At 46.2% G+C, this 17,033-nt stretch carries 13 protein-coding genes and 1 pseudogene; 1 reads left to right on the forward strand and 13 read right to left on the reverse strand.

Annotation, left to right across the window (positions count from 1 at the left end; genetic code table 11):
- Positions 1-8 precede the first annotated feature (8 nt).
- From ACPV3A_RS08015 to ACPV3A_RS08035, 5 genes are all read right to left on the reverse strand, one after another.
- Positions 9-965, reverse strand: coding sequence for an ABC transporter permease (locus ACPV3A_RS08015; protein ID WP_100540496.1), 957 nt, complete (start codon positions 963-965; stop codon positions 9-11).
- 21 nt (positions 966-986) lie between these two features.
- Positions 987-2,537 carry an extracellular solute-binding protein gene (locus tag ACPV3A_RS08020; RefSeq protein WP_326115835.1) on the reverse strand — a complete coding sequence of 517 codons (1,551 nt, stop codon included), beginning with the start codon at positions 2,535-2,537 and terminating at the stop codon, positions 987-989.
- A gap of 203 nt (positions 2,538-2,740) precedes the next feature.
- The gene (locus ACPV3A_RS08025; RefSeq protein ID WP_326117305.1) at positions 2,741-5,128 is read right to left on the reverse strand and encodes a helix-turn-helix domain-containing protein; all 2,388 of its coding nucleotides are present in this window, start codon (positions 5,126-5,128) and stop codon (positions 2,741-2,743) included.
- 248 nt (positions 5,129-5,376) lie between these two features.
- Complete coding sequence (locus tag ACPV3A_RS08030) at positions 5,377-5,517, reverse strand: hypothetical protein (protein ID WP_165789764.1); 141 nt, start codon at positions 5,515-5,517, stop codon at positions 5,377-5,379.
- Complete coding sequence (locus tag ACPV3A_RS08035; protein ID WP_426198781.1) at positions 5,514-6,875, reverse strand: helix-turn-helix domain-containing protein; 1,362 nt, start codon at positions 6,873-6,875, stop codon at positions 5,514-5,516. Before ACPV3A_RS08035 ends, ACPV3A_RS08030 begins: the two co-directional genes overlap by 4 nt.
- Positions 6,876-7,174: 299 nt before the next feature.
- Between ACPV3A_RS08035 and ACPV3A_RS08040 the strand changes: the two genes are divergently transcribed.
- Positions 7,175-7,495, forward strand: coding sequence for a helix-turn-helix domain-containing protein (locus ACPV3A_RS08040; RefSeq protein ID WP_100540493.1), 321 nt, complete (start codon positions 7,175-7,177; stop codon positions 7,493-7,495).
- A gap of 282 nt (positions 7,496-7,777) precedes the next feature.
- On the opposite strand, the gene ACPV3A_RS08045 is transcribed toward ACPV3A_RS08040, so the two are convergent.
- The 8 genes and pseudogenes from ACPV3A_RS08045 to ACPV3A_RS08080 all read right to left on the reverse strand — a co-directional run bounded on the left by ACPV3A_RS08045 (position 7,778) and on the right by ACPV3A_RS08080 (position 16,902).
- Positions 7,778-9,046: a DUF4073 domain-containing protein gene (locus ACPV3A_RS08045; RefSeq protein ID WP_426198784.1), complete on the reverse strand. Its 1,269-nt coding sequence runs from the start codon at positions 9,044-9,046 to the stop codon at positions 7,778-7,780.
- A gap of 361 nt (positions 9,047-9,407) precedes the next feature.
- A pseudogene (locus ACPV3A_RS08050) lies at positions 9,408-9,539 on the reverse strand (pentapeptide repeat-containing protein); the annotation flags it as partial.
- Positions 9,540-9,595: 56 nt separating this feature from the next.
- On the reverse strand, positions 9,596-9,817 hold the full coding sequence (locus ACPV3A_RS08055; protein WP_426198786.1) for a hypothetical protein: 222 nt from the start codon (positions 9,815-9,817) through the stop codon (positions 9,596-9,598).
- A 417-nt stretch (positions 9,818-10,234) separates the two neighbouring features.
- Positions 10,235-10,405: a hypothetical protein gene (locus ACPV3A_RS08060; protein ID WP_165789753.1), complete on the reverse strand. Its 171-nt coding sequence runs from the start codon at positions 10,403-10,405 to the stop codon at positions 10,235-10,237.
- 24 nt (positions 10,406-10,429) lie between these two features.
- On the reverse strand, positions 10,430-11,059 hold the full coding sequence (locus ACPV3A_RS08065) for a TetR/AcrR family transcriptional regulator (RefSeq protein WP_326115842.1): 630 nt from the start codon (positions 11,057-11,059) through the stop codon (positions 10,430-10,432).
- A gap of 146 nt (positions 11,060-11,205) precedes the next feature.
- Positions 11,206-12,372, reverse strand: a complete 1,167-nt coding sequence (locus tag ACPV3A_RS08070; protein ID WP_326117486.1) for a dicarboxylate/amino acid:cation symporter — start codon at positions 12,370-12,372, stop codon at positions 11,206-11,208.
- Positions 12,373-12,684: 312 nt separating this feature from the next.
- Positions 12,685-14,703: a fructose-specific PTS transporter subunit EIIC gene (locus tag ACPV3A_RS08075; RefSeq protein ID WP_426198789.1), complete on the reverse strand. Its 2,019-nt coding sequence runs from the start codon at positions 14,701-14,703 to the stop codon at positions 12,685-12,687.
- Positions 14,704-14,949: 246 nt separating this feature from the next.
- Positions 14,950-16,902 (reverse strand): BglG family transcription antiterminator, encoded by a 1,953-nt coding sequence (locus ACPV3A_RS08080; RefSeq protein WP_426198791.1) that lies wholly within the window; start codon positions 16,900-16,902, stop codon positions 14,950-14,952.
- Positions 16,903-17,033: the final 131 nt, after the last annotated feature.

Consider the following 17,033-nt stretch of genomic DNA (forward strand, 5'->3'; position numbering starts at 1 on the left):
ATCCCCCCTTACCAGATTCCCGTTTGGTTCATTCGCTTCGCAATATAATTCGCGCCTAGGATGAGCACCATCGCCAGCAGATTTTTAAAAACACCGACCGCTGTGGCGAATGAATAGTTAAGCGATGTCAGGCCTTCTCTATACACATACGTATCGATAATGTCGGCCACCCCGTACACGGCAGGCGAATACAGCAGCAGCACCTTCTCGAAGCCCGCATTAAGTAAGCCTCCGATCGACAGAATGAGCATAATGACAATCACATGCGAAATGCCTGGCAATGTAATATGCCATGCCTGACGGAACCGGTTGGCACCGTCGATTTTGGCTGCCTCATACAGCCCCGGGTCAATGCCTGCCATAGCTGCCAGATATAAAATCGTCCCCCACCCGACGGTCTGCCACACATGGGATATAACGAGGATGGATCGGAAGTATTTGGGTTCTCCGAGGAACAGAATCGGCTCTCCGCCAAAAAACACGATAATCGCATTAAGCAGCCCGTTATCCGTGGACAGCATCATCATGATGAGACCTGCCACCACGACCGTCGAGATGAAATGCGGTAAATACGAAACCGTTTGAACGATCCGTTTGAACAGCCCGTTCTTCAATTCATTCATCAAGAGCGCTAGAATGATCGCGGACGGAAACCCGAACAACAGGTTATAAAAGCTGATCAGAAACGTATTGCGAAGCACGTTCCAGAAGTAATAGGAATCAAAGAAACGGACAAAATGATCGAAACCCACCCATTCCCCCGTTAAAATCCCCCGTACCCCTTCAAACGGCGAAATGTCTTTGAACGAAATGATAACGCCGAACATCGGCACGTAATCAAATATAAGGAAATAAAGGATCCCGGGCAGAATCAGGTAATAGTAAAATCGATGCTTTTTAACTGCAGCCCAGCGGCTTCGTTTCTTCAAGGCCGGCGGGGCAACAGTTGCAGTGTTAAGCTCCATCACACACGCAGCCCTCCCGTCTTATTTTTTCAGCTCAAAAAATTGCTTCGTGTACTCATCGATCCACATCTGCAGTCCGGCTTTGTTCAGCTGCTCAATATATTGATCGAATTCACTCAGGGGTCTTACGCCGGTCACGAACTTAACGAGCTCCTCGCTCCGCAAACGGTCCAGATCTTCAAGCATCGGGACATTCTGCTTCAGCCGTTCCTTGTCATATACGACGGTTGCATCCAGTGGCATTTTGGCTGCACTCACATTGGTAATCTCATGATTCAGGTAATCGGCATGCATCTTCTTCACGGGATCACGGAATGCGTATTTGTTCTCCGTCGCTAAGCCCAGAGAAAGCATATATTCACCGGCATACCGGAGATCCGGGCTAAGCAGCTCGATCTCGAACTTGTTGTCATCGAGATACTTCCAGTTCTTCCCGAAGGCTGCATTCAGCGTATTGGTCGGTAAATCCTTGTATTGATGGTTGATGAACTTGATGACAGCTTCCGGATTTTTGGCTTTTTTGGTAACCAGCATGCCCGTCGTGTTTCCGCGCGACGCTGTCATCAGCTTACCGGCAGGACCGGTTAGATCCTTAGCAATCGCATAATCGGCTCCCTCCGGGAGATTCGGCTTGATCTGCGGGAACAGCAGCGTAATCCTGGAATACCACATAGAGGAGGTTCCAACCCGGTTGGTTTTTAGCAGCTCCAGCGGGTCGAATTTTGCAAAAGCTTCCTTATAGATGTAGCCTTTCTGGTACCAATCCGCCATCTTGGCCAAATAATCCTGATAGCCGGGCGCAAGCTCAACCGGTTTGATTTTGTTGTCGGCCGGATCAAGCCAATTACTGTTGCCGCCCTCAACGTAGGCGCCCATCAGCGCATTATTCATACCGCCCAGATCGGTCATCATCGGGATTGTATCCGCCTTGCCATTACCGTCCGGATCGCCCTCCTGGAATGCCTTTAATACCGCTTCGAGCTCATCAATGGTCTTTGGCATTTCCAAATCCAGCTTCTTCAGCCAATCGGTACGAATCCAGACCGGGTAATGAACGGACGGCAGCCCCCGGGGAATGCCCCAGATCTTCCCGTCTTTATCGGTCATATAATCCCAAGCTTCCTGAGGCCATGCCTTCAGAATGTCCTGGCCGTGCTGCTCCAGCAAATCGTTTAGCGGAATGATAGCACCCTTCGAGGCATATTGATCCCAATCCCCCTGAAATACGTCCACCTCATCCTTGGATCCAAGCAGTAAATTCAACTTTTCGCCCTCGGAGCCTTTTGGCGGTACGATCGCAATCGGTTCAATGCCAAGCTCATCCATATACATCTGCTTCATTTCCTCTAGTGCATCCGGAATACTGCCTTCCGGTTTCTGATTCAAGGCCCCGGTATTCTGATAAATATAAATTTTAGCCATCTCCCCGGAACCCTTGTTTGAATCTCCGCTAACCTCCTTGGATCCGGCAGAGGCTCCATCGCCTCCGCTCCCTCCCGATCCTCCACCTGCACATGCCGCAAGCGAAAGCACCAGCATGGCGCTCAGCGTTGTATGAAACAGCTTCTTCATTCTTATTCCCTCCTTAAATTGGGTTGGGTCCGCGTTTCCAACATGGCCGGGACCTGCTTCAGGAGACACCTTATCACGACATGTAAGCGCTTAAAATGTGAAATGCTGTACTTTTATAACACGATTTCTACTTATCAAATATTTGTTACGAAAGACAAAAATCCCGGTACTCCTTCTCTGGGAGTAAAAGGCCGGGATCGATACTATGAGTATATTTTTTTGTATTCGCCGGGAGTGATCCCGGTTATTTCCTTAAACACCTTAATAAAATAGTGGGCACTGCCGAATCCGACCTGCTTTCCGATCTCATTGATCTTAAGCCTGCCTTCCGCGAGCAGACGCTTGCTATTATCAACCCGTACCTGCTTCAGGTAATCAATGAAGGGCTGACCGGTGCTTTGCTTGAATAGTCTGCTGATATAAGCCGGGTTCAAATTCAGGTGCTCGGCAACCCACTGTAACGAGATATCTTTATCATAATCGTTCTCCAACATTTCAATGACTTTGGCAATGTGCTGGTTCCCCCTAGCGTGAATCTCTTGACGTATGCATTCAACCCCGCGCGTTATAAGCGATTGAAACCATGCGACGATATGATCCATCGAGCCCAGATCGAGCAGCTCTCGGTATGGATCTGTTCCCTTCTCGAACAGAGTTTCGATGCCTGTTCCAAACGAGCTGAATGAATACCGGATGGACGTGAACAATTGAATGAAGATCGGCTGGATCTGGTTGTAATGAAGCTTGTGTTTACAGGCCTCGATCTCGGCCACAAAGGCGTCGAATATGAAAAGAGCTTCCTGCAAGCAGGCAGTCCGGATATAACTGTTGAGCTTTTCCTCAAGCTGGTTCGGATAATGAAAGGTTTGCCCATTATCGGCACGGATATCGTCCATGGATATCACGTAACCTTTTCCATAGAGAATACGGTATTTTAACGCCTCTGCCGCTTCTTCATAAGCAAGGGGGAGCTCCTCGATCCCACTGCAGATACTTCCGACGCCAAGTGAGAACTGCACGCCCAGCCGTGCATTCACCTCATCGAGCAGCTGCTGTGCCAGATGGAACAATTGCTGACGCCCTTTTCCGGAAAGGTTAAAAACAACTGCGATTTTGTCCTTCTCCACATTGACGACGAAAAATGCAGTACCCAGCCCCAGTACCACGCTGTCCTGCAAGGCATCCATGATCTTGATCTTGCACAGGTCCTGCGCCAGCATATCCTCGCCGTTAGAAGCCATCTCTTCATCAATGGACAGCAAGAACACAGACAGCTCATGAAGGCTGATAGGGAGTCCAAGATAATCCTTCTTTGATTCAATTTCCTCAAGACTCATCGTATGCCGCTGCAGCAGCGACAGCTTGAAACGTTCCAATTGAAAGGGCAGGCTTTCCTCCAGCCTTTCCTTATAATAATTGCGCTCATCAATGGTGGACCTGACAAAGCTGCCAATGACGCTGAGTTCATCATCCGGCCCGTTAGATTGCTCGCTGACCAGCTGGATTTTCCCATCGCTCCTCCCCTTCGCAAGTGCATTCAAACGGGAGATCGGCTTATACAAGCTCCTGGAAGAGAAGTAGGAGAGCAGCAGCGAGAACAGCATTAAAGCGCCGGCAGAATACGTAATCGTCTGTTTGATGTCAATCGTGCCCTGCGTGTACACCCCCATATCGGATATGTTGACGAAGGTCCAACCCAATAGCGCGGAAGAAGAGTAGCTAACCAGCTTCTTGCTGCCATTGAGCTCGATGGAATACGATCCTGACTTGGCACTTTGCAGAGCCTCGGGTAATCCAATTTGCTGAACACCGCCCGTCATTGAAGATTGGCTGCGGAATACGAGATTTCCAGATGAGGACACTACGTACATGTCGTCACTCGCATTTAATTTGCTGATAATATCCTCATAAATCATGGCCGCATCGAGGTTGACGATGATGGCGTTATTGGCTTTTTTGGATTTATAGATCACGGACAGGAGATCCTTATCCCCGTCAGGATATTGCTTCGCGGTCCGAGTGTCCAGGAAGACAGGATTCACCTGCATGGTCTGCACGGCGTCATACCAGTCTTTATCATAAAAATCCTCCCTCCGAAACTGACGATTGGAGCGGTCTTTATCCGAAGTGATCACTAGGTTCTTGCTGCTGTCATAAAAGTATACGGAATCCACGAATTGATCGGAGAGTTTGAATGAGTTCATCGTGAGGAAGGTATTCTTCTTGGCTTCCAGATAAGCATAGAGCGCTGGTAGGTCTTCCTCCGGAATCTCCCCTTGAAGCCCTTCGTAGTAAGCCCCGTTCGGGAAATTCTCGAAGCTAATGAAAGAGCGGTTGAGTGCAAGCAAATTCGAATTTTCCTTAATCCGGTTCAGCAAAATCTCAAGGGTGTTGATCGTCTGGTTCAAATATTGCAGCTTGTTGTTACCCGTCTCTTCTTCTACAATGCCGGATACCCTGTAATATGCAAAAATATTGGAGACCAAACTCGGAAGCACGGTAATGAGCACCGTCGTGACAATTAACTTCAGAAAAAACTTACGCTTTTTCATGCTTCCCACGGAATCGATCCAATTTCTTATTTGAAGCATCCTTATCCCCCTTGGCCCGAATTATGAAGACACAGCAACACGGAACTATTCAGGGCAGCGTATTGAGCACTGATACAGTCCTGACTCAATTATAAAGCGCTTACAATATATACACAGATTATACCTTATGGGCTTGTTGTTAGGTAGGTTTTATAGGCGCATATCCATCCATAATATATTGCTGGGCATGTAAAAAAGCCTATTCCTACTCATACTTCGAGTTGGAATAAGCCTTTGAAATAAGAGATCTAAGATCCCCCAATACCATGTGTAAATTGCTGAACGAGCGGTGGTTCAGCCAGCGTGGAATCATCATCAGCATGCACAGGAACATTAATAGAAATAACCATACAGAATGCAATCAAAAATAACACTATTTTTCTTTTCATTTTATTTTCACCTCACTGATTAGAATATTATATCTATTTTGTATTTCCACAGATGCAACATGTCTGAACTGCTCAAAAGATTGAACACATTTCAGAATGGCGTCATCTTTATGAATATCAATGGCTACTGCCAAACCATCTAATAAATAAGTCAAACCATCCTCGTACCTTTGTCTGTTCAGATAATAGGATGAAAGTTCGATCAAAAAATGCGTATACCGATCTTCTCCCACTTGATGGTGGTACGTTTGCGACTGTCCCTTTATCGCAGTATACGAAGAAATCTTGCTTTGAAATTTCTGCAAAATATAATCTACGTTAAAATGATACTGATTAGCCGCCTGGAGAATTTTAGTCAAAGCAGGAAGAATCTCGTCTTCTTTGGATTCAATATAAGCCACATAATCCGGCAGAACCTCGACCTTACCTGACAACAGTTGGTATAGATATGTATTTGCCACAGCCCACATTTTATATTGCTCTTTAATTCGATGAGCTTCTTCAGAATCCTCCTTGACCCAACTCAGTTCTGAATATAGCAATACATATCGTAATGCCTGCTCATAATCTCCTCGTTCATCACAAACACCCGAACGTAATAAATACGAGTATATAATATATAGAAACAGCGGATGTTTCGGTTCCTTCTGGAGACAATGACTTTTGGTCTGTTCATATTTATAAGAATATTGGATAGTTGCCTTTCGTCCCATCTTTTCTGCAATTTCCTCAACCTTATCCCAATATCGAAGAGAACTATAAATATTAGCCAAATCCTTCAACGCATCAAGTTGATCCACTTCATCTAAACGCTCGACGAATTCCTCAAATTTGGTGGCTGCCCTAAGATTCTTTTCCTGATCATGACCTAATGAGATTGTAAACAGTCGATAATGGCACAGAGCTAACCGTTCAGAATGTTGATATTTCTCACTTTCGGCTACTGATTCGTATATCATTGCGGCTGCTGAATACTTGCCTTGATTAAACAAATCCTCTGCTGTGTCAAAAAGAAGTGGCACATAAGCTAGGTTATCCGTCATGTATCGAACAACCTTCTGAATTAATTTCAGCTTATCCAGTTCGGCACAGCGGTACAAAAACGGCTTTAGTCTTCTCCAATTCAGCGGATAAGCAAAACATTCATCCGCATACAGCTCGTAAAAGCTGCCTTCGGGAAGTCCCATGGCCGATACCATTCGATCTAATTGCTGCATAGCAATGGGGCGTATCCCTTTAATAATAGTGCTTAACGTCCCTGAGTTAATTTTTGATAGTTCCGCAAATTGATTTATAGTTAATCCCGTCTTTTTCAGGTGAAAATCCAATTCTGATCGTATCGTGGTTGTATGTATCAATTCAACAACCTCCAATAAGAATATCCGCATTCGGAACATCCATAATTTAGTACATCAATATAATAATAGTAATAGTATAGATTAATTTAACGCCTGTCAATTAAAGCATAAAGCTAGCTTCCCGGACAAAACCACTTTGTTTAGGAAGTACCTTTAATCCTATCCTACTATATTTGAATATATTTACAATTTATCACAAAAACCTTATAAGGACAATATTTTATGTATAATGAATCTTTTAGTGACTCCATTATTAACTACCTTTTGTCTACACTTCTTATAAGAGGAGTCGATCATATATGGATAAATCGATTGCAGAGAGATTGGGCATTATCATTCGAGAAATTAGAAAAAGTCAGGATCTAACCCAAGAGGAGCTTGCCGAGAAAATTGGTTCCTCTTTTAGTTATATTGGCAGGCTGGAAAGAGGGGAAGGCAATTTCACCGTGCAAACCCTCGAAAAAATTACAACAGCGCTTAATCTCGACTTCTTTGACTTTATGTCATTAGGTAAAAAAGATAATGAGGTCATATTTGAAATTAACTCGCTGCTACTACAGCAAGATGAAGAAAACCAGTTAAGAGGATTAAACATCCTTAAAGAGTTGTATCGAAAATAAAAAATGAACATTACAAACGAGATCTATCTTCCTATAAGATCTATTGGGTCAGCATTTCAAAACGATATAACTAACTCCTGATTAGACGGGAGTTTTTTTATTTGTTTACCGAATTGATAAATGAACTTGTTTTGAAAAAAGATTGATCAAAACAAACTCTACTATGCATGGAATCAGATTTTCCAAAACATTGTCCAGGCTTGAGGTCCTGAACTAAAACGTAATTTGTGTACGCAAAAAAACAGAGCGTTAATTGAATCAACGCTCTGTTCTATTCAGACATTATTTTTTGAAAGTCACCTTTTTAGATAATCCATCTTCCAGGTTCATTTCACCTTTATGGCGAACGAATACATTTTGGTTTCCTTCAAATTTTGGAGGATTCTTCGGATCATAGTCAATCCAGCGACTATTCCCATTTCCATTTCCATTACCATTACCATTTCCGTTTACAGAATATTCCATGTATTGAGTAGCACCAATGAGCTCATTTTTCTTATCATCAGCTTCAACATGAGGTGGTAATTGAGCAACAGTACCATTGTGCACACCCAGCTCTTTAATGACTTTATCTGTTTTATAATCAAACGCTTTTATTACTACATCATTTCCGTTCACTTCAACCTGAAGGCCCTGTTTAAAATCATTGCCCGTCGACACTTCACCACCATTAGGCCCTGCCGATGCCCAGCCCGCTTGAATCCCAGCTGTATTCACAACGGTAAAACCACGCTTATCTCCACCGTCGACTACCTTTTTACCTGCCCAATCCGGAAGATTCAGATCCCAGTGACTGTGGCTTGTAAAGAGAATGACTTGCGGATAATCCTTTAAGATGGCTTCTAATTTTTCTTGGTCTAAGTAATCACCTGTATAAGGGGATTGATTGGAGCCTGAAATACTATCCTTCAGAATATGATGACTAAACAGAAAGATGGGTTTATTTGGATCGTTCTTTGAATATTCTTCAAGATTCTGCTTTAACCAATCAAGCTGCTCATCACTAAGGTAAACCTCATCCCACAAGGATTTATCATGGTAGTGCATATATTTTTCGGTTCCTAAGAAAAGGAACGGATATCCGTCTAACTCTTTTTTATGGTAGACTTTCTCTTCGCCAGTAAAGTTATAAAAGTTTTGGAACATTTCGGACTCCGGCGTATGATTTGGCCACGTGTTTTGCGCTAATGTGTTCGGTGTTGCCCATTTTGGTTTGTAAAACTCATGATTTCCTATGCTGTACCATACATTTTCCGGATGAGGATTATGATCTAACACCTGTTGTACGGCTTGATATTCAAAATCCCACCCTCGGTCTGTAATATCACCATTCACGATTAATGCTTTTGAAGTTGGGTTTATCTGTTTCATATCGTGAAGCACATGCTTAAAGTCATTGTAATCCCCTTGAATGTCACTAATGACATCAAAAGTAAGACCTGGATTTTTTGAAAATTGATGTTCATCCAGTTTTGCTTGAGCTGATCCTGAAAAAGCACCTATATTGAAAATCATAGATGCTGCCATCATACCTGTTAGTAGCTTCTTCACAATTATTCCTCCTAGTTATCATCATTTCAGAATATCATCCGCTAAGGATATAAGTTTCTATATTATAGTAAACAGGAAATATTAAGGTAATATTCTCCTAGAGTAAATAATGCACAAAAATATGTAAATAAACCAAAGCTGCAACAATATTTAGAGAAAATAAAAACACATTCGAATGTGAATGTGTTTGCGCATCGTACTAACCAAATGTTGTTCCGCTGATGAAGATATTACCTTCTCCCTAGCTCCAGTACCCATTGTTTGATATCATCGCCTTCCAACCTTCTTGGATTCTCTTCAGATCCAACAAAAATTTGGCTGACACTTCATCAATTCCGCTAACTTCTTCAAAGCCAGTTCCTTAGAGAAGTGCTCCATCAAGCAGGGCTTTTGTTAAATCACCATTAATAAACTTTGCGCTTAGATTTGCTCTTCGAAATGATGCTCGCCTCGAGTCTGATCCAGATATGTTAGTAAAGCTAAGATCTGCATCATCAAAAGAGGATTTTTAGGGATGCGTAATCAAATAGAGGTTAAGAGCAAAAGCGCCTAAAGGGCCATGGCTCCCTGCTGCCCCAGATAGGCCGACTTCCCCATCTCATTCATTCGCTCTTGCTCGGCCTGTATCCTTTCACCGAATTTCTCGCGGGTGTCGCCAACGTCAAATGCCATTTTGGCGCCCCATATGGTCGTATTCAAGACCTCCTCGGCAGTCCCTATTGTAACATCGTAAGCCATCTGTTTACCGGTTCCGATCGGATCTTCAACCAAGGCGTTTGCCTTATCTTCAACACACGACGCCAGCATCTGAATCCGTTGATTCAGCGTGTTTTTGTTCGCTTCAGCTGATCAGAGGCCCTGTCGAATTGATCCGACACTGCCAGCAGCACCTCAGGAGGTACAAGTATCTTGGACATACGTCAACCTCTTCGTCATTTGTTAGATAGTCATTCTACTTCATTTCAAATAACTGGAAGAGGTTCCAAGGTCCTCTTTATGTGGAGTAACAACTCCGTCGAAAATTCCCTAACCCTGCATAGATCTGCAAAAGCATGCAAAAAAGAGTGCCGCTTCAGCCGACACTCGGTAGTCTTGCGCACTGTACGTTAACCTGTAGGTGTTCCCTAACTCTCCCATCAAAATCGTTCACGAGCCTATTCTATTATATTCTTCTGATTTTCCTCCTTCTTATTTCCGAAGCAGATTAAAAATCGCCTCCAGCCGTATGCTGTGATTGCATGACTCGCAGGAATAGTTCCCTTTCCGGTTTTCCTTGAAATTTTTATATCCTATGCTTCCTTCGTACAGCCGAAATGTCTTCTTGCAGCAAAAGCATTCCACCTCATAATAAATCAACATGCTCTCTCCTCCTTGGGAGCGTTCTTATTTGCGCGTGGCGTGATCAAAGATCGTAATCAGCTCCTGTACATAAGCCTTTACGTGAAGATCGGGGTTTCTCATCAATTCCAGGCTGAATCCATCGATGGCATGCCGGATAGCGAGCGCCATGACTCGGGAAGATAAGGGGGTGAATTCACGAAAGGTTCCTTCCTTCGCCCCTGCATGCAGAATCGCCTCAATCGGTTGAAACACACCTTCATCCGTATCCGCCGAAAACCGAGGCTTCCCCTCCTTCGTCCTCATGCCCGTCACGATCTCCACAACGGCAAAAACCATCTTCCGATGATCCGCGATAAACTCCACATTCGCTTCAATATACTTCTTGAGCCTGTTTTTCGGAGATGCTTCGTCACGCAGGATGGGCTGCACAAAGGACTCATAGGCGATATAATACTCCGTCACCACCTGCTCCAGGAGCTCATCCTTCCCGGCAAAATGATAGGAAATCACCCCTTTGCTAACGTTGGCACGCTTGGCGATTTGACCTATCGAAGCTTGGGCATAACCGACCTCGGCAATGGTTTCGATCGCACATGCCACGATCTGCGCACGGCGGGCCTTCTCAATAAACGACATTTCCTTCTGGTCATTCGTTTTATTTTTAGTATTCATGGTTACATTTTAGTACGATTGTACAGAAAAAATCAATAAGAAGCCTGCCCATCTTTTCGGAAATGGGCAGGCTTCTGCCTGAACTCATATAGATTGCTGGATCCTGACCGTCCGCGATGCAAAGTAGTAAGCCGCGCTTACATGATTTACGCAGGCTCAGATTTGCTCACGCGATCCGTGATCACGGCGATAGCTCCATCTCCGGTTACATTACAAGCCGTTCCGAAGCTGTCTTGCGCAATATAGAGGGCGATCATAAGCGACGTCAGTGTCGTATCGAAGCCCAGCATGGACTCCAGCAATCCGAGTGCTGCCATAACGGCGCCTCCGGGAACTCCGGGAGCAGCAACCATCGTAATGCCCAGCATCAGAATGAATGGGAACATCATGCCGATGGAAGTCGGCATCCCTGTCAGCAGCATGACGGCCATCGAGCAGCTCACCAGCGTAATCGTGCTGCCGGATAGATGTATGGTTGCACACAGAGGGATGACAAAATCAGCGACCTTCCCACTGACTCCGTTCAGCTTGGTTTGGCGCAGCGTAACCGGGATGGTAGCGGCAGAAGACTGCGTACCTATCGCCGTAAAATAAGCTGGCAGCATGTTCTTCAGCATGGCAAACGGATTTTTGTGCGCAACCTGCCCCGCAACCAGGTATTGTATGGTCAGGAACAGTACATGCAGGATAATGATCATAATGAATACTTTGGCAAAGACCGACAGAATCGTGGTCACTTGCCCGCCATAGGTTAAGTTGGCAAACACGCAGAGGATATGATACGGCAGCAGCGGAATAATGATCGAGGCGATCAGTTTCTCAACAATCTCCCGGAAATCAACCATGACCTTCTGCAAAGTTTGTCCCTTGGTTACCGCTGCTCCCAGCCCCAGCGTAAAGGCAAGCAGCAGAGCAGTCATCACCCCGAATACAGGCGGCATGTCAACTTTAAAAAAAGGCTCCAGCAGCGCCTCTTCCGGATTGGCGTAGGAATTAACCAGACCGCCAACCTCCAACATATACGGATACAATAGCGTCGCTGCCAAGAATGCCAACAAACCCGCGATAACGGTGGAGAGATAGGCAAGGCCCGTGGTCACGCCCAGCAGGCGACCGGCTCCTCTTCCCAGTTCCCCGATCCCGGGAGCAATGAATCCGATGATAATTAACGGTATGGCAAAACCAAGGAAGTTTCCAAACAACCCGCTAAAGGTAGCTAATCCGGCAACCAGCCATGCCGGTGAGAACGATCCGATCGCAATGCCGAGCGCAATGGCAATAAGGATTTTCGGCAGTAAGCCGAGTTTTTTCATGTTCATGCTGCTATCACCCACAGATGTTATTTTCGTTTAGTGTCCACTCCAAACGGACGAAATTCCATTGGACACGGAATGAACAAACTTTATCATATTTTGGATATCATTGTCATTATGCAAAATATGACAACGAAACTTCACCAGTAATAGATCAGATGAGAGACATGGGCATCAAATAAATCATGGAAAAGCGATATGCCTACTCCGGTTCAAGCACGCGCAAAATTGAAGCCAGCCCCGCTCATTTCTGTGCGGGGCTGGCTTCATTGGAGTGGCTTCATATACAACCCTGTCACTCAGCGTCTAGAATTAATGCACCTGATCCAGCAATTGATAGGCTTCTTCCTTCGTTGTCACCGCCAAGAGCGCTTCTCTGAAATCATCATCCATCAGCTTGCGGGACAACATTTGCAGCACTTTCAAATGTGCATTCTGTTTACTATTACGCGGCACGGCAATCATGAAGATCAGTTTGGCATCGCTCCCGTCCAGGCTTTTCCAGTCGACACCATCCTGCTGGATACCAAAGACTACGCTTGGCTTCAGGACAGCATCCGATTTACCGTGAGGAATCGCGATATTCATGCCGATGCCTGTGGAGCTTTCTTGTTCCCTAGCTAATATGGCCTGTTTAAAATCTCCGTCAGCTCTTACCGCACCATTCCGCTCCAATACACTGATCATTTCGTCGATAACAGCATCCTGTGTCGTTCCGACCAGATTCAGATTAATGAGATCCGGTGTTACAATATCCGTCAATTTCTCAACTCGGATAGCAGGTGTTTCCGTTGCTGTACCGTTATTGATCACGGTTGAAGCCACTTCGGTTAAGTCCGCAGCTATGGGTGCAGCTGCGTTAACTGCCAACTCTTCACCTGCTCCGGCAGGATTTTCTATCGCTTCGGCTCCTTCTCCAACAACTGCCGGAGTCTCAGCTGCAACATCTTTCTTGAGCAGGCTCACCATGATAACCGATACGGCTGCGCCGACCATGACAGCGAGGAAGAACATCAACACATGATCCACGGCACCGAGCACGGCTACAATCGGACCGCCATGGGCTACGCTGTCACCGACACTGCCCAACATGGCAATCACTGAACCCGTCATGGAACCGACCATGATACTCGGAATGACGCGTAGAGGATCTTGTGCCGCGAATGGAATCGCTCCTTCGGTAATACCGAACAATCCCATCGTAAATGTTGCTTTTCCAGCTTCACGTTCCGCAGGTGTAAACTTCCTTTTGTTCATCATGGCCGCCAATCCCATGGCAATCGGAGGAACACAGATGGCAACGGCAATTTGGCCCATAATCACATAATTCCCTTCACCAATCATGGCCGAGCCGAACAGGAACGCAACCTTATTCACGGGACCACCCATGTCAAAAGATATCATCGCGCCCAGAATAAGCGCCAACAGAATCGAACTTGTGCCCTGCATTCCCGCGAGCCAGACGGTTAACGCTTCAAACAGATTCGCAACCGGAGCACCAATCACAAAGACGAAGATTAACCCTACAACTAGTGACGCCAGTACCGGGATAACGATAATGGGCATAATCGGCTGCAACGACCGAGGAACCTTGATCCTTTTAATAGCAAGTGCAACATAACCTGCCAGGAAACCGGCAATAATCCCCCCGATGAATCCAGCTCCCGCTTCACTTCCATAAAAGCTGCCGTTCGCAGCAATGAACCCACCGACCATACCTGGTGCAAGACCCGGCCTGTCCGCAATACTCATTGCGATAAATCCGGCAAGGATCGGAACCATGAAGGTAAACGCAGCCGCACCGATACTCTCAATCGTTTTCCAGATCGAACCTTCCGGTATAACCAGCCCACCCGGCGTTTTCACGCCGCCCATCGTCAGTGCGATTGCGATGAGCAGTCCACCGATCACGATAAACGGCACCATATAGGATACACCGTTCATCAAGTGACGGTAGATCGGATTTTGTTTAGGTTTGTTCTCTCCTGTCATATCTTCAGCCGACTTGGACTGTGCCTGATAGACGGGCACATCCCCTTTTATCATCCGTTGGATCAGCTCTTCCGGACGACGGATGCCATCCTGCACACCAACCACAAGCAGTTTTTTACCGACAAACCGGTCCTTCACCACCGTCTTATCCGCTGCGATAATAATGCCATCGGCTTCACGGATATCCTGCTCCGTGAATTGATTCTCCACGCCAATGGAGCCTTGGGTCTCGATCTTCAACTCAACGCCCAGCTTCGCGCCTGCCTTCTGCAGATTCTCAGCAGCCATATACGTATGTGCAATTCCGTTAGGACATGAAGTAATCGCTAATATTTTCATGATTGTCATTCTCCTTTGCTGTCATGTTCCCGCTTACATTTATAGTGTACACGCTGAAAACGCTGTTATCGGATGAACTTTTTACCGGAACTTCCGGAAAAACAGGTTTATTTCGCAATAAAATATCCCCACAAAGTGGGCCTATGCTACGATGCTTATTCCAAATACTTTGCGGGGGCCCCAAAAAAAATGTAAAAAGCAGGACGTATACGTCCTGCTTCATCATCACGGTTTCTACTACTAATTTTACCCTTTTAACGTATTCAGCAATCGCATCACGTCCGTCTCCTTAGACAACGCACGGACCAATGCCGGCTGCTCACTGATCCGTGACAATTCCCTGAACAGCTGCCTCATCTCTTCCCGCTCATCGTGCTTAACCGCGAGCAAGAACACAAGCTCTACCTTCTCGGCTCCCCAGGTAATCGGCTGCTTCAATGTAACAACAACGATACAGGACTGTTTAATCCACTCCGAGCTGCCATGAGGGATGGCAATGCCACCCCCAATCGTCGTAGCAGACATATTCTCACGAACCAGCACACTTTCCGTGTACCCAGCCTCGACATACCCCTTGTCCTCCAGCATTTGCGCAAACTTGGCGATTAACTGTTCTGGACGCTCTACCTCCTGTTGAGGAAAGACGAGAAAAGGTGTCGTATATTTCAAAAAGACCGATTCCTCAGTCGCCCTGCTGTCCGGCTCATCGAGCCCCCGGATCGCTTGCTCCAGCTTCCGCTCGTCACTGGCCTCGAGCAGAGGGGAAACGAGGATATAAGGTGATTTTAGCTCGGGCAGATCAACAGTTGTAATGACAAGATCCACCTCATGAGCTGCCAGATAATCCTCAACTTCCGCTTTGGACATCGTTGTCTCTACATGCACGGACGGGAATCTCCGTTCCACCTTCGCGAGAAGCAATTGGGACATCCCGACGCCCATGTGACACACAATAATGACCTTTTGAGGATGGCTTTCATTCTGGTGAAGCCGTTCCACAGAGGCCTGAAAGTGCAGCGTCAAATATGCGGCCTCCTCTTCGGGAAAGTGCAGATGGAGCGCTCCCCCTACCTCTTCCAATGCCATGATGACCCGATCGAACATATAGGGATACATCTTTTTGATCTCAGCCAGCATCGGATTGGACACAGCCAGACCATAATGAAGACGGTGCATGGTTGTGTACAAATGCACTTTCAACCCGTTCAATAATACCTGGTCCTTGGAGAAAGGGATCATATTCAGCTCCGACATCCGCCGAATCAATTGCTCAACCAATTGGGGCAGCAGAGGGTGGCTGTCTGCCAGATCGCTCCGCCCAGCGCCTCCGTCCTCCTGCGTGTATCGGAACTTCCCTCCAAGCAGGTGCAGGGTTAGATATGCGGTTTCTTCCTTGGAAAAAGGTACAGCGAACAGCTTTTGCAGCTGCCTCAAAAAGTCTATCGCCCATTCAAATTCCGCTTTGTTCTCCAAAAAGGCCATGTCCTGCTCGGAGAGCGAAATCGGCTGTCCCAGCTTGGTCCGTTTGACCATGAGCAGAATATGCAGCATCAGGCTTTCAAAGGTTTCATCGGTAAAGCGGAGCTGATGCTGCTTTTGCAACGCCTTCAACTCATTGTATACGGTTGCAATCTCATGCGGTTCATACTGATTACGCATCATCTGTCCCGTCAACTCCGGACGGTTGATCAGTTGGTTCAACCGCGCCAGCGCCATCCGTTTGTTCTTCTCCGTGCCCTCAATCATGAAACCTACACGCTGTTTCGTCATTAAGCTCAGATCAAAGCTGCGCAGCCAGTCCCCAATCTTTTCCATATCCCGACGGATAATTGCCTTGTTCACGTAAAACGGCGAAGCCAGGTTCTGCAGGGTTACGGGCTTCGCGTTCATCAAGAGCCGATAGGCCAGGTGCAGCACCCTTTCCTCGTCGGATTCATCCTCGGTGGTACGCTCGTTGGAGTACAAGCGGTGGAATAAATCAGCCTGATCCGCTTCTCCGATCTCCAGATAGACGCCAAGTCCCGGCCTTTTCACCAGATGGCCACTGGAGTGCTGAACTAAATATTCTTCAATCACCTTCAGATCGTTTCGGATCGTCTTCTCCGAGCACTCGGTCTGATCCGCCAGATCCTGAACGAGCCACAGCCGGTTCGGTTCCATTAATAAATTACGAAAAATCTCTTTTTGCCTATTATTCATTCCGATCTCCTATTCAACTTATTTGGAGAGCTCACTATTCGTGGAGCAGGTACATTGTCCTACGTATATCATATCCGGGTCGCTATGGCAATCTGATCTGGTATGGAACGCGAGAATGGACCCAAAGAATG

The sequence above is a fragment of the Paenibacillus sp. Dod16 genome (assembly GCF_049893405.1).
Taxonomy (GTDB): Bacteria; Bacillota; Bacilli; order Paenibacillales; family Paenibacillaceae; genus Paenibacillus_AQ.

Coding starts and splice junctions, on each gene's coding strand:
- ACPV3A_RS08015 (WP_100540496.1), bottom strand. CDS start 965: ATGGAGCTTAACACTGCAACTGTTGCCCCGCCGGCCTTGAAGAAACGA.
- ACPV3A_RS08020 (WP_326115835.1), bottom strand. CDS start 2,537: ATGAAGAAGCTGTTTCATACAACGCTGAGCGCCATGCTGGTGCTTTCG.
- ACPV3A_RS08025 (WP_326117305.1), bottom strand. CDS start 5,128: ATGCTTCAAATAAGAAATTGGATCGATTCCGTGGGAAGCATGAAAAAG.
- ACPV3A_RS08030 (WP_165789764.1), bottom strand. CDS start 5,517: ATGAAAAGAAAAATAGTGTTATTTTTGATTGCATTCTGTATGGTTATT.
- ACPV3A_RS08040 (WP_100540493.1), top strand. CDS start 7,175: ATGGATAAATCGATTGCAGAGAGATTGGGCATTATCATTCGAGAAATT.
- ACPV3A_RS08060 (WP_165789753.1), bottom strand. CDS start 10,405: ATGTTGATTTATTATGAGGTGGAATGCTTTTGCTGCAAGAAGACATTT.
- ACPV3A_RS08065 (WP_326115842.1), bottom strand. CDS start 11,059: ATGAATACTAAAAATAAAACGAATGACCAGAAGGAAATGTCGTTTATT.
- ACPV3A_RS08070 (WP_326117486.1), bottom strand. CDS start 12,372: ATGAAAAAACTCGGCTTACTGCCGAAAATCCTTATTGCCATTGCGCTC.
- ACPV3A_RS08075 (WP_426198789.1), bottom strand. CDS start 14,703: ATGAAAATATTAGCGATTACTTCATGTCCTAACGGAATTGCACATACG.
- ACPV3A_RS08080 (WP_426198791.1), bottom strand. CDS start 16,902: ATGAATAATAGGCAAAAAGAGATTTTTCGTAATTTATTAATGGAACCG.